This is a genomic window from Paenibacillus litoralis (genome assembly GCF_046244365.1).
In the GTDB taxonomy this organism is placed as follows: Bacteria; Bacillota; Bacilli; order Paenibacillales; family NBRC-103111; genus Paenibacillus_V.
In genome coordinates this window covers 4,221,695-4,239,177 of the sequence record NZ_CP176395.1, presented here as the reverse complement: position 1 = coordinate 4,239,177, position 17,483 = coordinate 4,221,695, and the positions used below count along the sequence as shown (strand labels likewise).

Genomic DNA, 17,483 nt, shown 5'->3' with positions numbered 1-17,483 from the left:
ATTACATTTATTTGAAGCGAGACTACTTATGATTCGCCTGAAGCTGAGCCAACGCTCCGATCCTCGTCAGATCGACGTTCCCGCCGCTCACGATTGCTACCGTCCGTTTCCCTCTGACGTCTACGAAACCGCCGAGAATCGCTGCCAATGAAACTGCGCCGGCGCCTTCGACCAACTGCTTTGCGCGCTCCAAATAAAGCAGCATCGCATGCATAATCGCCTCTTCCGGAACGGTTACCACTTCATCCACCAAGCGTCTGATCATGGAAAACGGAATATTGCCAGGCCGTTTTACGTTCAATCCGTCAGCAATAGAGGCAGGAGACTCAATCGGTATCAACTGCTTGTTATGATAAGACAGCGCCATCGCATTCGATTTTTCCGGCTGCACGCCGATGATGCGAATGGACGGATTGATCGTCTTCGCCGCAAGAGCGACACCGCTGATCAGACCGCCGCCCCCGATCGGCACGACTATCGTTTCGGCATCCGGAAGCTCATCCATAATGTCAAGACCGATGGTGCCTTGGCCTGCAATAACATCCGGATCGTCAAACGCGTGAACGAAGGCAGCTCCTGTCTCTTTTGCGTAACTGCGAGCGGCCGCGTAGGCTTCGTCGTAATTGCTGCCTACGAGCATCACTTGCGATCCGTAGTTTTCCGTAGCCAGCCGTTTGCTCTGAGGCGCCGATACAGGCATGAATACGGTAGCCGGAACACCGAACGCAGACGCCGCACAGGCCACGCCTTGCGCATGATTTCCCGCCGAAGCCGTAACGACGCCGAGCCGGCGCTCCGCTTCGGGAAGCAGGGCTATTTTGTTATAAGCCCCGCGCAGCTTGAAGGCGCCCGTTTTTTGCAGACTTTCCAGCTTCATATAAATCTCGGTACCGGTCATTGCGCTGAATGTAGTGGAATGCTGCAGAGGCGTTTGATGCACGACCGGCCTCAACCGGTTTCTAGCCTGCACAATTTGTTGAACGTTTACTTGGTAATCCCCATCGAAAACCACCAGCCCTTACTTTAATAAAATGACATTACGGTATTACGCCTAATTTACCGTTCGTTTTCAATACTTTCGATGAATATCGCAGAGAAAAATAAAAAACTCCCGTCCCCAAAAGGGACGAGAGATTCTCGCGTTACCACCCTAGTTCCGGCTGCATGCTTGAGTACAGGCTTAACCGGCGCTTACTGGCATACCATCATATGCCGCTCCCTGTAACGGTGGAGTTCCGGTAACACCTACTCGCACGACGCTTTATGCGAAAGTCGTCATGTCCGGCTAGTCGACAGCAAGGCTGCCGATCGAACGGATTCGGATTACGCCTCAGAGGTGATTTTCTGTAAAAACGGAACGTCGGCTCGCAGCAACCGCCGACTCTCTGAAGCTCCGGACTTTCACATACTCTTCCTCGTCAATGGCTTTCATTATGAAACGAATTGTAAATTAGCCTTATGATAGCAAAAAGAAGCAATCGTTGCAATAGGCCTGATCGAATCGCCCTATTCCGGCAACACTTTAATCCAAGGACGATCCTGGAACCATTCGACGGCAAGAGGAACTTGGTAGGCTCTTTGCAGATTTTCCGCGTGGAGCACCTCCATTTTCTCTCCGGAAGCGATCATTTCCCCTTGCTCCAAAAGCGCTACATGCGTGAACAGCGGCATAATTTCCTCGATATGGTGCGTAACGTACACCAGGCTTATGTTTTGCTTGCTAAGCGCGTTGATATTTACGAGCAGCCGTTCTCTTTCGTACAGATCAAGCCCTGCACACGGCTCGTCCATAATCAGAATTTCCGGACTCGACATCAGAGCGCGCGCCAGCATGACCTTCTTGCGCTCTCCTTGGGACAACGTGCCGAGCGGCTGATCCTTGACATGCGCCATCTGAACGGTTTCGAGCATGGCGACCGCTTTATCGATAACCGCCTGATCGATCTCTTGATAAAAACGGAGAAAACCGTATTCTCCCGTTGCGACGACTTCCCAAACCGGATCACCCAGGTTCAGCTTCTCGAATAGGGACTGGCTGATATAGCCGATCCGTTTGCGCACTTCGCGAATATCGCATTTGCCGTATTCGTTACCCAATACTTCTACGCGTCCGGATGAAGGAAAATGATAGCCGTTCATCATTTCCAAAATCGTCGTTTTACCCGAGCCGTTTCGTCCCAGAATGACCCAATGCTCGCCTTCCTGCATGCGAAACTGCACATCGCGCAAAATGGAGCGCGATTCCCTTTTAAAGTTGATATCCGTCAATTGAATCAAATTCATGTTCATCACCGTTAGTTTTTAGTTTTGTTTGTTTCTCCAGCCGATCATTTCAATCTCTTTTTGTTTGCCAGCATCACGATCGCTTTGGCGATACGGTTCGCTTTGGTTTCTTCCTTTTTGGCGGAGCTGATCCAGTCCACGTACTCCTTCTGATGGGAATAGGCGAACGATTCAAAAACCGCATTCGCTTCCGGCGCCCCTGCGAGCGCTTCGCGAAATGACTCCGGCACCTCGACCGATCGCTTCACCGTATCCGGCTCCAGCATCACGTCCACACGGTCACCCGCATGAGCGCCTATGGCATCCCGTATCGTCTGATTGACGACCAGAATATGGACATCGTTCCCTTGCGGCATCAAAGAACTTTGAAACGGATGTCCGTTAATCGTTCCTTTTACAGGAAATCGCGACTTCGTGCCATAGACGGCCTCCACGGCAAAAGGCACCGTCAAATACGTCCATGAGCCCGCCATGTCCGGTCTTTGCAAAACAGCGGAAAACGACTGCGCCGTCATCTCGGCAACCTCCACCCTCAGCTTCACGAAATCAATCCGGGCCTCGGCAGTAGTCCGCCGTCCGGCTCATTCGTCCCTACGCCCTCTTATTGTTTGAAGTCTCGTCTGCTATCCGACGCAGCAGTTCCAGCGGCATGGCATGCATAAATAATTGAACCGCCTCCGGCTTATGGAGGTAAAGCAGTTCATACATTTTCTGCCTGCCGATCGCGCTGGACGAATGCAAATAGATGGTCTTCGCGTAACGGGAATGGGCGATCATATGACGAACGATATCGAGTCCGGTCGGCGCATGCCATCCCAAATCGTAATCGAGCGAAAGCACATCGATATCGCATTCATCGAGAAGCAGAATGCACTCTTCGGCGTTGGCGGCATGGACGAAACCTTTCGGACATGGGCGAAAATCGTCAAGATATACATGAATCATCCGGGATCCTCCGTTCCGGCAATGGACCTGACATAGGCGATTTCTTCCCGGTGCGTTCGGTCTCTTCCCGGTTCCGTTTCAAGAACGACGGGAATTCGCCTTATGTATGCAGACTGCAGCAGTATCCGAAAGTGCGTCTCCCCGATAAACCCTTTGCCGATATTCGCGTGGCGATCGCGACGGCCGCCATAGGCATACACCGAATCATTCAAATGGATAGCCTTCAAATGTTCGAAATAACCGAGCGCCGCGCCGCGTTCCTCAAGCGCCGTCCAATCGTCCCCCGCCCAAAGGCCGCTCGCGAACGCATGACAAGTATCCAAACAAAAGCCTATCTTATCGGGGTATTGAGTAAGCTTGCGTATGGAAACCATTTCTTCCAAGGTCGTTCCGACAACCGTTCCTTCACCCGCCTGGTTCTCGATAAGCAGCAGCGCGTTCCCGTCGTAGCCGGCCAGCACCTCATTAAGACATTGTATACTATTTTTATAGCCTTGTAACGGGTCATTCGATTTCCACTTACCAAAATGTACCACAACGCCAACGGAGCCGCAGCGGTCGGCAATCGCAAGATCGTTTCGCAGCGAAGCCACTGTCAGTTGAACGCTCCGCTCGTCTTCCGCCATTAGATTCGTGGGATATGGGGAATGCGCGATAGATAGCAGCCCATGCTCACGGCAAAAGAACGCGCAAGCTTCCGCATCGCGCGCATCGAAAGATTTGACCGTCAAGCTTCTCGGATTTTTCGGAAAATATTGAAATGCGTTCGCGCCGATCTTCAAAGCCGTTTTCGCCGCCTCCGCATAGCCTCCGCGCGTACTGACATGGCTGCCGATATACATGTGTAGCCCCTCCTTCGCAACTCCATCGAATCAATGCTGACAATGCGAACAGCAGAACGATTTGCGCGATCCGACGTCGGCCCGTGCTATCGGCGTTCCGCATCTCACGCACGGTTCGCCTTCCCTGTCGTACACGCGGCATCTTGCGTCCGAGCCGCCGGTTAGCTTATCTCCAACATAAAGGGGCATATCCATATATCCGCCATATCCCGCCGCTTCGCGCAGAACGGTCTGGATGGACCGATATAGCCGGCCGCCCTCCGCCTCGTCCAGCTTTTCGATTTTGCGCGAAGGCAAGAGACCCGCGGCAAAACACACCTCATCGGAATAACAGTTCCCGATCCCTGCAATAAAATGCTGATCGACCAGACTGGCCTTCAGACTGCCGCGCTTCCGAGACGCCAATTGCCGGAATGCATGCTCGGTAAACGAAGGTTCGAGCGGCTCCGGCCCAAGCCCGTTTAGCTCCTTCTCAGTTTCTTCTATAGATAAAAGATGCAAATATCCGAGACGCAAGCCGATAAAATGCAGCGTTTCTCGACCGAAAGCAAGCGCAACCTGAACCGTTCGGTCAGGCTTCTCTTCCGGCGCCCCCCAGAACAGAGCACCGCCCAGCATCAGATGGAGCAGTAAAACATGCCCGTCGTCAAGCAAAAATAAAAGCTGTTTCGCGCGTCTTTCGATCCGAACCACTTTGCGCCCGATCACCGTAGAACAGAACGCATCCGGTGAGCAATTGACCGATTTGAGACGAGTAACTTCACATCCTGTAATCGTCTTTCCGGCCACACGGGGCATCAGTTGCTGTTTGTATGTCTCCATTTCCGGAAGCTCCGGCATAAGCGTTCACCCGCTCTCCTAAATCCCGCAGGCCGAACCGGAAACCTCTTAACGAGAAAGGCTCGAACCGCTGTCCCTATTAATCGCCGGACAGCCAGACCTTTATACATCGCCTATGTTAATAGCTTCAAGACATGCTTTCACGCCGCTTGGCGCAGCTAAAACGTCATCGTCCCCTGCGTCAAAACACGCCCGGCTTGGGGCCGAGTCTTTTTGGCCTCGACATTTCTCGCCTGGGCCGTGTCCTCGCCGCCCGCTTCAAGCAGATCCAGCCGCGTTTGCTTCTCCCGCAGCCGCTCGATCCGTTTGCGCAGCTCGTCGCATACTTCCTTCAGTTTAGCGTCGCGCCGGCTTAGAGCCGCCCGTTTCCAGGCCAGCTTCTGCGCTTCCTCCGCATACCGGAGCGCCTCCACGAATTGTTTGCTGCGATGCTCGTAATATTTGGCCAATTCGATAAACGGCTCAAGTCCCGCCATCGACTGTTCGGTGCGTTCATCCGCTGCGCGATGCCACAGCTTGACCGCTTTCGTCCACTCGCCTTTTTGTTTGTAGTATCCGGCCAAGCCGCTCCAATAACGGCCGCTTTCCCGCTCCGGTCGGCTGAGCAGCTCACCGAACGCACGTTCGGACAGCTCGCTTTTCCCCATTTTATCAAGCCAAAGTCCCAAGCGGTACAACTCTTCCTCTTCCATACGTTCCGCGCTCCATAACCCGTTCAATCTGCGCGACAGTAAGACGGCAAGTCCGGCAAGCGATAAGATATCATGCTCGTTATGCTCGAAAACGCCCTTCAGCACGGACGGATCCTTCTCGGCCAAGTACAAAAAGTACAAGGTAGGAGCAAGCGATCCCAGCACATCGTCCGTACGCGTGAAGCCCAGCTTTTCTTCCTCCACTTTACCGAGCTTGCAGGAAGGCAGCGTATGGCGCCATAAGCTGCGCGATGCGTATAAAAAGTCGAGATGCCCAATCTGCTTGCTATCCTGCTTCATCCGGTTCAGCACGTAACGATTTTTGACGATCGGCCAATCGAACGCCCTTCCGTTATAGGAAACCAAATGCGTAAACCGCTTTAGCAGCGTTTCCAGATAAGCCAGCATGGCGACTTCTTCGGCCGGGTTGCGCATGAGCATTTGTTCGATGACAAACGCCTCCCGTTCAAAGTAGCCGAGGCCGAGCATAAACGGGACGTTCCCCGCACCGTGGCCGAGACCGGTCGTTTCCGTATCGAAAAAAAGCAAGTTCTCCGGTCCTGCAGATTCTTGACCGTCTTCCAAAAACGCGTTCAACTCACCGGCATGCTTATGGATATCTTTCAGCCAATAGCGCCCGTGCCGATGCTCGAGCGAATAACTTGTTCTGCGCATAACGAACGATCCGTTCTCGGTTTCGAATAGCTGCGCCCCGCAAACCGCCCACTCGTTCTTATGCTCGGGCTCTTCGAAGCATTCGGACCGGGAGGGGAAGCTTGTTCGCTCCGCATTCCGCTCGTTACCTTCAGACCGACGTTCCCCATTACCGTCTACAGACAGCTCCGTCATTTCGCCCGAATCCGCACGCTGCGTCTTCCCTGCTGCGGCAGGCTTGGTCAAACGGCTAAGCTTTTCCCTGAGCAAGCTCATTCAGCACTCCCCTTCCCGCTTTCGCTCGTTTTCACTGATCCATTTAGTCATTCAGCCGCTCTGCCGATTGATTTTGATGAAACAAGATCCTGAAGCACGGTTATCTAAATCAGCCCCAACAATTCTACGCTTTTTTGTTTAGCGTTTAGGCCGTCTATTTCAGTACCTATACACGAAGGGCAGCCGTCTTCACACGGACATTTTCGAATTAAATTTCTTGCCGCTGCCTTTATTTCATCGAAGCGTTTATAAACGTCTTCCGCTAAGCCGATACCGCCCGGGTAATGGTCATAAATAAAAATCGTTGGCAACTGCGTATGCTCGGCCCTTATTTGTGAAACTACGTGAATATCGCTACGGTCGCACATAACATGAATGGGTACGATATGCCTTATTACATTGGATACCCCTAATAAAAGCTGCTCCAATGTTTTCGTTTCTATAGTCGGGTCAACCTCATGTAACTCAATCCACGTCGCGCTGGTGTGCAATTCTTCTTCGGGGAGATTCACCTGGCCGTAACCAATATTTTCGAAACTGGTCAGACGGATTTTTTTGAAGATGGTTGCCATGGCATTAACTACTGCGTCGCCGAAATGGATCGAAGTTGTTCGTCTTTTCTCCGTTCGGTCAATCGATAAGACTTTTAGTTTTACAGCTAAGTTAGCATCTGTATAATACTCGACATCCACTTCCCTTACATATGCTTTCTTATGCTCCCAATCCAGTTTCTCGACTTGAAATTGTACGCCTTCGTGCAAATATATAGCTTCGTCGTGCAGAAGGGTCATGGCGCTAAACCGATCCATTTCCCCTATGATTTTCACGTTGGCAATGTCCGATTGGTCTACGATTACTACATTCTCCCCCGCAGCCGACCGCAAGTTCACTTCACTGGCAGGGAAGGACTGATTCGCCCAATAAAACGTATCGCCCGCATGATGCAGGACCCTTTCATCTACTAGGAATTCTAATATTTCTTCAATTTCTAAAGGCCCGAATTCTTCCCCTGTCTTAAAGGGCAGTTCATATGCCGCACAACGCAAATGATCTACAAGAATAATCAAATTTTCCGGGTTAATTCTTGCGGATTCCGGGGAACGATCAAAGAAATACTCCGGGTTTTGGACGACATACTGGTCAATCGGCGTGTTGCTTGCCACCATTAGAATCAGGGCTTCCCCATGCCGTCTGCCGGCCCGGCCCGCTTGCTGCCACGTACTGGCTACGCTTCCAGGATAACCGGTCATGATGCAGACTTGCAGCTGTCCTATGTCTACGCCTAACTCTAAAGCATTTGTACTTACAACACCTAAAATCTCCCCGTTCCTTAATCCTCTTTCAATCTCGCGCCGCTGATTCGGCAAATATCCGCCCCGATATCCCCGTATGGATTTGGCCCCGATCTCGTTTTTAACCAGCTCCTGTATGTGGCTTAAGATGATTTCAACCCGCACACGGCTTCGCGCAAACACGATCGTCTGTATTTTATTCGCTAAAAACTCCCTGGCTAAGTGGTTTACCTCGACAGTAGAACTTTTTCGAATATTTAACGGTTTATTGACAATCGGAGGATTATAAAAAACAAAATGCTTCCTTCCCCTAGGCGCACCGTTATCGTCAATCAACCGCATAGGGCTTCCGGTCAGCTGTTCGGCCAGCTCCTTCGGGTTGGCTATTGTAGCGGAAGTACAAATAAACTGCGGATTGCTTCCGTAAAATTTGCAAATCCGCTTCAGTCTGCGTACCACATTCGCTACATGGCTCCCGAATACGCCCCGGTAGGTATGCAGTTCATCGATGACAATATATTTAAGGTTACTAAACAAACTCACCCATTTGGTATGATGCGGCAGAATGGCGCCATGCAGCATATCGGGATTCGTTATGACGATATGACCGACATTTCTTACTAGTTGTCGTATTGCCGGGGAAGTATCGCCGTCATAGGTAAAACTTTTAATATCGATTCCCATTTCGGCAATGATTTCGTTAAGTTCGCTTTTTTGATCTTGCGCCAGAGCTTTCGTCGGGAATAAGTATAGCGCTCGGCTATCGTCGTCCTCGGCTACCGCTTGTAATACAGGAAGGTTGTAACATAATGTTTTTCCCGAAGCGGTCGGGGTAACGGCCACTATATTTTCGCCCTTACGCGCCGTTTCATAAGCGGTATGCTGGTGTGTATATAGTTCGCTTATCCCCCTTTTGATTAAAGCGGATTTTATTCTATGATCTACACTGGCTGGAATCGGCTTTGTTTTCGCTTCCTGCGGTTCTATCTCATGCCAGTTAATTATATTTTCATTGGCTCTTAAATCCTGTATCAATTCCGGAAGTTGTTTTTTCCTAATCATGCTAGCCCACCTCATTACCTTATGGTGTAAGTTTCTCATAAACCCGCACCCGAATAGAACAGTCGTTCTCGTCATTATAACCTTCCAGGTAAAAAGAAAAAAGCCCCCGGCTTAACAGCGGCGACCTAATTTGTGTGCAAAATGCCGAAAAGGTGCGTCCTTCCCCTTCTCCAACCGTATAGAATGTACGTTCGCACGGCAATACGCGATTGCTCGATGTCATCCGTAGCCACGTACGATTACCGGATTTCGGGGAAAATCGGTTAAATCGTTTTTTTCTATTGCGGCGATCGCCCGAGGATGGTACGCTTTCCAAAGAAGAGATTCCATTTTTTGTGAAAGGCGGTCTATCTATATGCATACGTTCCTTCCTTTTCAATTCGCTGGAAATACGTTCCGCTTTCATATGCCAGGTGTGTCGAAATGTTGAGCTCGCGGTTCCGATTCGGACGGCGCAGATCAAGATTTTTAGGCGACCACCGGTGGTTAACGGTGGTTTTTTATTTTTTCGCAAAGTTTCGGCGAGCACATGCAGTTATTTAGCGGCAAGCCCTGCTGTTTGCCGCTTACGAAGTGCGTTTCCACAGAAACGCTTAATAGGAGGGTTCACACCATGACAATGTTCACCAGGTTGGCTAGGTTCGCGCTTCCTTACAAGCGCTGGTTTGTCTATGCCGCCTTGGCCATGATTGCGGGAATTGCGTTCGATCTGATCGCACCTTGGCTGCTTAAGCAAACGATCGACGTAGGCATTTCCAATTCGAATGTGCGGGCGATCGTCCTCTATGCCGGGTTGCTTGGCATCGGTCAAATTTTCAAAAGCGGGATCATGTATTTGCAAAACTATTCGCAGGAGCGGCTCGGCCAAGACGTTATTTTTGATTTGCGCCAGTCGCTCTACGCCCACCTGCAAAGGCTTTCCTTCGGGTATTACGACAAAGCGCAGACCGGACAAATCATGTCGCGGATGACCGGTGATATCGAAGCCGTCAAAAACTTCATCGGGTTCGGGGGGATGCTGATGGCGACCGGCGCCGTTTCTTTCGTCGGAACCGTCATCGTGATGCTGAACATTCACTGGAAGACGACGCTGATCAGCATGATCACGATCCCCCCGCTTCTGATCGCGTTACGCCAGTTCAACCGAAAAGTCGGTCCTGCCTGGGGCGCCATCCGCGAGCAAATGGGCAAGCTGACGACAACGCTTCAGGAGAATATCTCCGGCATCCGCGTCGTTAAAGCTTTCTCGCAGGAGAAGCTGGAGCAGCGGAAGTTCAACGACCGGAACGAAACGAATTTCGACTCCAACATGTCGCGCGCCAAGATCGAAGCGCACTCCTTTCCGCTGCTCGGCTTTTACGGCGGGATCATCTTCCTCCTGATGCTATGGGTGGGAGGCTATTATGTGGCGAAGGGAGAAATGACGGTCGGCGAACTGATGGCCTTCCAGTGGTACATCTGGGGAATCGTCTGGCCGCTCAACATGCTCGGCTGGCTCGTCAATATCATGCAGCAAGCTTTCAAAGCCGCGCCGCGGGTTTTCGAAATATTGGATACCGAGGTCGACATCGACACGCGGCCGAACGGCTCGATAAGCGCACAATCGATTCAGGGCTACGTCCGTTTCAACCACGTGTCGTTCCGATTCCCGAACAGCGCGGAGAACGCGCCTATGGTGCTAAGCGACATCAGCTTCGAGGCGCGCCCGGGCGAAGCAGTCGCCCTACTTGGCGCGACAGGCTCCGGTAAAAGCAGCATCACGCACTTGCTGTCCCGTTTTTACGACGTGACGGAAGGGGAAGTGCTGATCGACGGGCGCGACGTCAAGGACTACGACCTGATGGAGCTTAGGCGCAAAGTCGGTATCGTCCCTCAAGAAACGTTCTTATTCTCGGCTACGATCCGCGACAACATCGCATACGGCAGGCCGGAAGCGACGCAGGAGCAGATCGAATGGGCTTCCCGTAAGGCGCAAATCCACGATTTCATCGACACGCAGCCGAACGGCTACGATACTTTGATCGGCGAACGCGGCGTCGGCTTGTCGGGCGGCCAGAGGCAGCGCGTGGCGCTTGCCCGTGCCATTCTGCTCGATCCGCCTATACTTGTTCTCGACGAGGCGACGGCGAGTGTGGATACGGCTACGGAATCGGCCATCCATGAAGCCCTGCACGAGGTTATGCAAGGACGTACGACGTTTATCGTCGCGCAGCGGCTCTCCTCGATTCAGCGCGCAGACCGCATTCTGGTGCTTGAAGACGGCAGTATCGCTCAGGAAGGTACCCACCAAGAGCTATACGAAAGCGACGGCTTTTTCAGAAAATTGTTCAACCTGCAAGATAAATCGGGCAGCGGCCATTCCGAACAAGATGGCGTGCTTGCGAAAGCGGAAGGAAGGTGAGAGCATGAGCCAGTTTGAATGGGATACGGATGAGGATGACAAAGACCGCCCCTTAAATAAAACCTATATGAAGCGAATGTTCGCTTACTTAAAGCCGCACAAGAAACGAATGGGATTCATTGCCATCGTCGTCATTTTCAACATGCTGCTGAGCCTTGCCGAGCCGATTCTCATTCGCTACGCCATCGACGAAGGCATGGTTGGCAAAAACCTGACGCTGCTCAATATCATCGGATTCACGCTGCTGGGCATTCGGCTCGCCAGTTGGTTGTTCGGGTATATTCAGATCCGGTACATCAACGAAACCGGTCAGCGCATCCTGTTCGAGCTTCGCCGGCAGTTGTTCGATCATTTGCAGTCGCTCTCCTTCCGTTTTTTTGACGGACGGCCTGCCGGCAAAATCATGTCCCGCATCACGAACGACACGAACGCCATCGGCGAGCTTATTAACGGCGGTTTAATTACGCTGCTGATGGAACTGACGCATCTTGTCGGGATTGTCATCATTTTGCTGTATTGGGACTGGAAGCTCGCGCTTGTCGCCTTCACCGTCCTTCCGTTCTTGTTCTTGATCGTCACCCGGTTCCGTCCGAAGATCGAGTCGGCCTGGACCCGCTCCCGCAAATCGATGTCCGCGATCAACGGTAATCTGAACGAAACGATACAGGGCATACGCGTTATTCAAGCGTTCTCCAGGCAGGAAACGAACGATCATAAGTTCAAGGAAATTAATCAAAAGAACAAAAAAGCGTTCCTTAAGGCCGTCTCGCTCGAATCGATGGTATGGCCGCTCGTTGAGTTAATCGGCACTCTCGGCACCTGTTTGGTCATGTGGTACGGCTCGGTAAGGGTCATGAACGGCGACCTGTCGATCGGACTCGTCAGCGCATTCATTCTATTCCTGTTTCGCTTCTGGGGACCACTTAGCTCGCTCTCCAAAGTATACAGCCAGCTCTTGTCGGCGATGGTATCGGCGGAACGCATTTTTGAAATACTCGACACCGAACCGGAGGTAAAGGACCAAGCCAGCGCTAAACCGCTGCCGCCTATCACCGGGAAGGTTGCATTCGAGAGTGCGAGCTTCCGATACGGTCCCGATAAGCCGGATGTTCTGCACGGCATCGGCTTTGAAGCCAAGCCCGGACAGCGCATTGCGCTTGTCGGACCGACCGGGGCCGGCAAGAGTACGATCGTCAACCTACTTATGCGGTTCTACGACCCTACTGATGGCCAGGTTAAAATCGACGGCCACGATCTGAAGCAGGTTACGCTCTCCTCGCTGCGAAGCCAGATGGGCATCGTACTGCAGGACTCGTTCATTTTCTCGGGAACGATCGAGGAAAACCTTCTGTACGGCAATAAGCATGCAACCAAGGAGCAGATGGATGAGGTCATCCGCAGCGTTCGCATCGACCGATTCCTGGATAAGATGCCGGACGGCCTGCAAACCCAGGTCGAGGAGCGCGGCTCGAAGCTGTCTGTAGGCCAGAGGCAACTGCTAGCGTTCGGGCGCGTGCTGCTGGCCGATCCGCGAATCCTCATTCTCGACGAGGCAACGTCCAGCGTCGACACGGAGACGGAACAGCATATTCAAGAAGCGCTGCAGCATTTGTTAAAGGACCGGACCGCATTCATCATCGCTCACCGGCTTTCCACGATTCGCGATGCCGATATCATTATGGTCATACAGAACGGCCGGATTGCCGAAAGCGGCTCCCATGACGATCTTTTGAAGCAAGGCGGCATGTACGCTAACCTGTATTATAATCAATATGCGATGCAGCAAAGTATCGAGCAGCGTGCAACCGGCGCCTGACCGTGCAACGTTATAAGCATAAATTCGAAAAGCCTCGACAAGGTCGAGGCTTTTGTGCGTCCGGACGACAGATAACGGGCTTCTCTGTCGCATCCTGCGCTTTCCCGGGAAAAGTTACGGCCTTATCCGCGGTTCGCGCTGCTTATTTACTTCAAATCAGAGGAGTCGTCATAATCGTAGCGGAAGCCGTCATCGAACATCGTTCCAGGCTCCATCATTCCGCTTACCGCTTGTAAAGAGCTTAAGTGAAGCTTCAGCAGAACTTCGCGGTACATGCGCACCTGCCGTTCGTCTTCTTCCATTTCGATCGCATGATTAAGCGCTTGCTCGACCACCGTAATATCTTGACTGTTCAGGCTCATCCCACTCACCTCGCAGCTTCATAGTCGTTCCACTCGTTATTTTGCCCACTTCGCGATCAAGTCATTCACCCGAAGCCGCATTCTGTAAGCATTTGGCTTTTGCATGCCGAATTAGGGTACAATAGAAGATATCCGCCTGAAGAGAGGAGATCTGAAATGTCCGAGTCTCAAGTTACGCCGGAAGCCGCTGCAACCCGAAAGCCGGAGCATGAGATCATGCCCGTTCTGCTCAACCGTTGGTCGCCACGCGCTTTTGCCGCCAAGGATATTCCCGAGAATGTATTGTATCGATTATTCGAAGCGGCGCGCTGGGCTCCTTCCGGAAGCAATGAACAACCGTGGCGTTATATAATAGCGAGAAAACCCGAAGATCGCGAACGCTTCTTGTCGTTCATCAATCCGTTCAATACGGAGTGGTGCGCGCAAGCGCCGGTTCTCGTCCTCGCCCTGTCCAAAAAGACGACATCCAAAGGCAGCCCGAGCTCCTCCTATGCATTCGATGCCGGCGCAGCCTGGGGATATCTCGCATTGGAAGGTGTGGCGCAAGGGTTAATTACGCACGCCATGGGCGGATTCAACCGGCAGCAAGCCATAGAAACGCTTGGGATTCCCGAAGAATACGAACCGCTTGCGGTCATTGCGATCGGCTACCGCGGCGATCCCGCCTCCCTCTCGGAACGGAATCGGGAACGCGAGGTTCCCAGCACAAGGCGTCCTTTGGAAGAACTGCTTTTGGAGGGCTCCTTTACCGCCAAGCCTTAAGATCGTATCATAACAAGAGGAGGAATTCGTCCAAACGACGGATCCCTCCTCTTTCCTTTGGTTCCCTGCTCGTCCACATTCTGATCGGCGCCCTTCTAGGAGGGAGTCTCGGCTACGTATGCTATGAGCTCGGCAAACTGCTTGAAAAGGTTCGCCGTCTGACGAAATTTGTCGAATTTATGGTATAATAGAGCGATCATTATTGCCAGGACGGGACGTAAACGGTTGTGCGGTACTCCTGTACGTTCGTATTCGAAACTTGATATTTCAAATGAACGTCGATCCTGTCACCCTTTACCGTCACGATTTTCTCGCTAGCCGTGTTTACGATTTGATCCGTAAGCTTCATTACGGTTTTATCCGAGCCTTTCCGGATTTCGACCGATATGGTTTGGGCTGCCGCATCGTACAAATAACGGATATGCTCGTCCTGGAGATCGAGTGCGAGCAGCACCTGCTGATTGCCGGCGGGATCGGGCTGACCGACCGACGTATATTTCTTGGCGCGCACTTGATTAACCAGATGCTCGGTAAACATCCGAGAATGCTCTTGCACAAACTCTCGCGACGTTATCGTTTTATAGCCTAAGTTGCTTTGATAGATTAGCGTCGTAACCAGTCCAATGACGAATGCCATGATCGTAATCGCGGCGAGCAGCTCGATAAGGGTAACGCCTCTCTCTGACTTGATCCGCATCTCAATCACCCTTTATTTCCATATAACTTTGCACCTTGTAGCTCGTATTCATCGAATGCTGCTTGACCTCTACCTGAATAAGCGAGAAAAAGTCGCTCAGCTTGAAAACGAAGCTTTTATTGTTCGTATCCGTAATCGGATAATTTTGGTCCTCGAAGTGAAGAACGCTGATCACGATTTCGTATTGCTTGTCCGATGCGGACGGAAAGTAGACGGAAGGTTGTTTGATTTCCGAGCCAGGAAGCTGGCGCAAACCCGCGAGATTGACGGGTTGTTCGTAAATCGTTTCGACAGCCGACGTCGTTTTGAGCTTCCGCTTCAGCTCTTCCATGACCGTACGGGCGATATTGACCGATACGTCTTTTTTCTCTTCGCGATACGAATTTTCGTACGTTTTGGTAAACAAATACGAGATCGATAAGACCAACATGGTGACGATCACGATAGCGACGAGCAGCTCAATTAAAGTGATTCCCTTTTCCGACTTCAACGCGTTCACATCCTTACATAGAAAAACTATAGCTTACTCCTGTACCGAAAGGAAGTCTGTCAGTTGAAACTAACGGCTAACGAGCGAGGTTCCGCCCTGCTGCTCGCTCTCTTTCTCGTCTTTCTCGTTTCGATCCTCGCCGTCTCGTTATTAACCGCGGCCATGCAGGGATATACCAGCTCCAAAAAAGGCGAAAATATCGAGGTCGCCAACTATGCCGCAGAATCCGGAGCCGCCATCGCAAAACGCGCGTTAAAGGAAGCCGTTGCAACCCAGAAGCTCAATTTGGGTCAACCGCAGGTAGAAGCTTTCGTTTCGGCTTTCAACGCGAAGCCATTGACGCTGGACCATAAACCGAGTTTATCGTTCGGGATCGACACGCTCGACAGCTCCTACTTCAAGCTGACATCGGCCCGTACCGTCGGTTCGGATAAGCTTGCCAAGGATAAATCCGTCACCTTGCGGTTCAAGCTCACCCCCGGCTCTACAGGCACGGCGGGTGCGATTTTCGGCAAGGATGTCATCGCAGTTGCGGATCCGCCCCTTTACAGCCAGCACGGCAACAGCCATAAAATTTTCGTAACCGAAGACAACTCGGCACCCTTAGTCGATACATCGATTCCTTTCGTGCAGTACAAACAACAATTCGAAAGCTATTTCGATGCCAAAATGGCCGAGCGTCCGCTGCCGCTAACACCGGTCACGCCAATCGCACCTTTAAATGTCCCGCTAGCCGGTTACTCCTTGACCGCCGGGAACCGTCAAATCAGCGATAGCCCGCAAGGCCCTACTGCCTATTCCGGAAATATTACCATTTCCAACAAAGGGGGCAATGTCCTGGTCGTAAACGGCGACCTGGCGGCGGGCGGCGATATTGAAATATCGAATAATTTCACCGACATTACGATTAACGGAAATATGATCGCAGGCGGCAATATCAAGATCAATTCCTATTTGCAAAAATTGACTGTCGCCGGCAATATCATTTCCGGTGGGCCGATCTCCTTTAACGGCGCTAAAGCCGTTCAAATCGGCGGAACGATCAGCAGCAAAGCCGACATCAACTTTAAAGGCATCGACGACGCTTCGGTCGGTCTCACGGTCGGCGGCTCTATATTGGCGGAGACGGGCATCCAGCATGATAATCTGGCGAAGCTTAAAGTTTCCGGCACCATAAGCAGCCGCAAAGGAATCGCTTATTCCGGTTCGATCGGCTCCGCGGATATCGGCCAATCGATCGTAGCAAAAGACAATCTCACATTTCAAAGTATCGGTAAACTCCTTGTCGGACAAAACGTCAGCAGCCAAGGAGACATCGCGTTCGGCGGGACGGTCAATGAGCTTAAGCTGCAGGGCGGCTCGATTCGATCAGCAGGTAATTTGACCTTTTCGCATTTGGGCAGTGCAGCCATAAACGGCTCGATCAGCGGCGGCGGTACGGTGCAATTCCAAAGCAGCACGAATTCCTTTGCCCTAACGGGCAGCGGATCGATCATTGCCGGCCAAGATGTCCTGTTTAACGGATCGCTGGACAATTTCAGCTTGACGGGAAGCATCAGCAGCGGACGCAACGTAACGTTCGACAATACGATTTCCGGCACGACGATCGACGGTTCGATTTATGCGGCCGGCTCACTCGGTTTCAAATATGTAGGGAATCTGCATGTGAAGGACTCGATGCTGTCAGGCAGTACGTATGGCAACGGTGCCGGCTTCAGGTTCAGCGGACAAATCGGTAATTTGAACGTCGACGGAACCGTCCTATCCAAAAACAAAATCGAATTCGCCGGCAGCAACAAGATAGACGTCAAAAGTTTTGTCGGCTCGATTGACACCATCACCTTCGGCAACTTGGATGGCGGTTCCGGGACGGTTCATGTAGGAGGCCTTACGACAGGCAAGGAGATATACGTATCCTCCGGCTGGAAGCCTCCAGGCGGGGTCGTCATCGATTGCTTCCCTCCCGCCGGAGGCACTGCGGGAAGCGACCCCCAGCTCGAATTCGGCGACTGGTCGACCAAATAGCCCGGCTCGCAAAAACTCCCTGCGATCGACTTCTAAGAAGCGTT

The 17,483-nt window shown here is 52.0% G+C and carries 15 protein-coding genes and 1 other annotated feature; of the genes, 4 read left to right on the top strand and 11 right to left on the bottom strand.

Annotation, left to right across the window (positions count from 1 at the left end):
• Positions 1–22 precede the first annotated feature (22 nt).
• The 8 genes from ilvA to ACKGJP_RS17580 form a co-directional block, all read right to left on the bottom strand.
• A complete protein-coding gene (gene ilvA, locus ACKGJP_RS17615) occupies positions 23–940 on the bottom strand; it encodes a threonine ammonia-lyase (RefSeq protein WP_409346920.1) in 918 nt (305 codons plus the stop codon).
• A gap of 179 nt (positions 941–1,119) precedes the next feature.
• Positions 1,120–1,431 (bottom strand) — a binding site (T-box leader).
• Between the two features lie 75 nt (positions 1,432–1,506).
• The gene (locus tag ACKGJP_RS17610) at positions 1,507–2,277 is read right to left on the bottom strand and encodes an ABC transporter ATP-binding protein (protein ID WP_409347185.1); all 771 of its coding nucleotides are present in this window, start codon (positions 2,275–2,277) and stop codon (positions 1,507–1,509) included.
• Between the two features lie 50 nt (positions 2,278–2,327).
• Positions 2,328–2,798: a YdeI/OmpD-associated family protein gene (locus ACKGJP_RS17605; protein WP_409346919.1), complete on the bottom strand. Its 471-nt coding sequence runs from the start codon at positions 2,796–2,798 to the stop codon at positions 2,328–2,330.
• A gap of 76 nt (positions 2,799–2,874) precedes the next feature.
• On the bottom strand, positions 2,875–3,228 hold the full coding sequence (locus ACKGJP_RS17600) for a cyclic-phosphate processing receiver domain-containing protein (RefSeq protein WP_409346918.1): 354 nt from the start codon (positions 3,226–3,228) through the stop codon (positions 2,875–2,877).
• Entirely contained in the window at positions 3,225–4,070 is an 846-nt protein-coding gene (locus ACKGJP_RS17595) for a deoxyribonuclease IV (RefSeq protein WP_409346917.1), read from the bottom strand. Before ACKGJP_RS17595 ends, ACKGJP_RS17600 begins: the two co-directional genes overlap by 4 nt.
• Before the next feature lie 30 nt (positions 4,071–4,100).
• Positions 4,101–4,910 carry an Fpg/Nei family DNA glycosylase gene (locus tag ACKGJP_RS17590; RefSeq protein ID WP_409346916.1) on the bottom strand — a complete coding sequence of 270 codons (810 nt, stop codon included), beginning with the start codon at positions 4,908–4,910 and terminating at the stop codon, positions 4,101–4,103.
• A gap of 158 nt (positions 4,911–5,068) precedes the next feature.
• Positions 5,069–6,532, bottom strand: coding sequence for a ribonuclease H-like domain-containing protein (locus ACKGJP_RS17585; RefSeq protein WP_409346915.1), 1,464 nt, complete (start codon positions 6,530–6,532; stop codon positions 5,069–5,071).
• A 104-nt stretch (positions 6,533–6,636) separates the two neighbouring features.
• The gene (locus ACKGJP_RS17580) at positions 6,637–8,883 is read right to left on the bottom strand and encodes a DEAD/DEAH box helicase (RefSeq protein ID WP_409347184.1); all 2,247 of its coding nucleotides are present in this window, start codon (positions 8,881–8,883) and stop codon (positions 6,637–6,639) included.
• A 616-nt stretch (positions 8,884–9,499) separates the two neighbouring features.
• On the opposite strand from ACKGJP_RS17580, the gene ACKGJP_RS17575 reads away from it, so the two are divergent.
• Complete coding sequence (locus tag ACKGJP_RS17575; protein WP_409346914.1) at positions 9,500–11,287, top strand: ABC transporter ATP-binding protein; 1,788 nt, start codon at positions 9,500–9,502, stop codon at positions 11,285–11,287.
• Positions 11,288–11,291: 4 nt separating this feature from the next.
• Positions 11,292–13,103: an ABC transporter ATP-binding protein gene (locus tag ACKGJP_RS17570; RefSeq protein WP_409346913.1), complete on the top strand. Its 1,812-nt coding sequence runs from the start codon at positions 11,292–11,294 to the stop codon at positions 13,101–13,103.
• 146 nt (positions 13,104–13,249) lie between these two features.
• Here the strand turns inward: ACKGJP_RS17570 and ACKGJP_RS17565 are convergent, their stop codons facing one another.
• Positions 13,250–13,465 carry a hypothetical protein gene (locus tag ACKGJP_RS17565; RefSeq protein WP_409346912.1) on the bottom strand — a complete coding sequence of 72 codons (216 nt, stop codon included), beginning with the start codon at positions 13,463–13,465 and terminating at the stop codon, positions 13,250–13,252.
• 156 nt (positions 13,466–13,621) lie between these two features.
• Here ACKGJP_RS17565 and ACKGJP_RS17560 point away from each other — a divergent pair, with 156 nt between their 5' ends.
• A complete protein-coding gene (locus ACKGJP_RS17560) occupies positions 13,622–14,227 on the top strand; it encodes a nitroreductase family protein (RefSeq protein WP_409346911.1) in 606 nt (201 codons plus the stop codon).
• 199 nt (positions 14,228–14,426) lie between these two features.
• On the opposite strand, the gene ACKGJP_RS17555 is transcribed toward ACKGJP_RS17560, so the two are convergent.
• The gene (locus ACKGJP_RS17555; RefSeq protein ID WP_409346910.1) at positions 14,427–14,924 is read right to left on the bottom strand and encodes a PilW family protein; all 498 of its coding nucleotides are present in this window, start codon (positions 14,922–14,924) and stop codon (positions 14,427–14,429) included.
• A gap of 1 nt (position 14,925) precedes the next feature.
• On the bottom strand, positions 14,926–15,414 hold the full coding sequence (locus ACKGJP_RS17550) for a prepilin-type N-terminal cleavage/methylation domain-containing protein (protein ID WP_409346909.1): 489 nt from the start codon (positions 15,412–15,414) through the stop codon (positions 14,926–14,928).
• 63 nt (positions 15,415–15,477) lie between these two features.
• Between ACKGJP_RS17550 and ACKGJP_RS17545 the strand changes: the two genes are divergently transcribed.
• Positions 15,478–17,439 carry a hypothetical protein gene (locus ACKGJP_RS17545; protein ID WP_409346908.1) on the top strand — a complete coding sequence of 654 codons (1,962 nt, stop codon included), beginning with the start codon at positions 15,478–15,480 and terminating at the stop codon, positions 17,437–17,439.
• Positions 17,440–17,483 lie beyond the last annotated feature (44 nt).

What these genes read in the sequence shown, in the direction of transcription:
- ACKGJP_RS17605 (WP_409346919.1), bottom strand. Translation starts at nt 2,798, where the DNA reads ATGACGGCGCAGTCGTTTTCCGCTGTTTTGCAAAGACCGGACATGGCG.
- ACKGJP_RS17600 (WP_409346918.1), bottom strand. Translation starts at nt 3,228, where the DNA reads ATGATTCATGTATATCTTGACGATTTTCGCCCATGTCCGAAAGGTTTC.
- ACKGJP_RS17595 (WP_409346917.1), bottom strand. Translation starts at nt 4,070, where the DNA reads ATGTATATCGGCAGCCATGTCAGTACGCGCGGAGGCTATGCGGAGGCG.
- ACKGJP_RS17590 (WP_409346916.1), bottom strand. Translation starts at nt 4,910, where the DNA reads ATGCCGGAGCTTCCGGAAATGGAGACATACAAACAGCAACTGATGCCC.
- ACKGJP_RS17585 (WP_409346915.1), bottom strand. Translation starts at nt 6,532, where the DNA reads ATGAGCTTGCTCAGGGAAAAGCTTAGCCGTTTGACCAAGCCTGCCGCA.
- ACKGJP_RS17575 (WP_409346914.1), top strand. Translation starts at nt 9,500, where the DNA reads ATGACAATGTTCACCAGGTTGGCTAGGTTCGCGCTTCCTTACAAGCGC.
- ACKGJP_RS17570 (WP_409346913.1), top strand. Translation starts at nt 11,292, where the DNA reads ATGAGCCAGTTTGAATGGGATACGGATGAGGATGACAAAGACCGCCCC.
- ACKGJP_RS17565 (WP_409346912.1), bottom strand. Translation starts at nt 13,465, where the DNA reads ATGAGCCTGAACAGTCAAGATATTACGGTGGTCGAGCAAGCGCTTAAT.
- ACKGJP_RS17560 (WP_409346911.1), top strand. Translation starts at nt 13,622, where the DNA reads ATGTCCGAGTCTCAAGTTACGCCGGAAGCCGCTGCAACCCGAAAGCCG.
- ACKGJP_RS17555 (WP_409346910.1), bottom strand. Translation starts at nt 14,924, where the DNA reads ATGCGGATCAAGTCAGAGAGAGGCGTTACCCTTATCGAGCTGCTCGCC.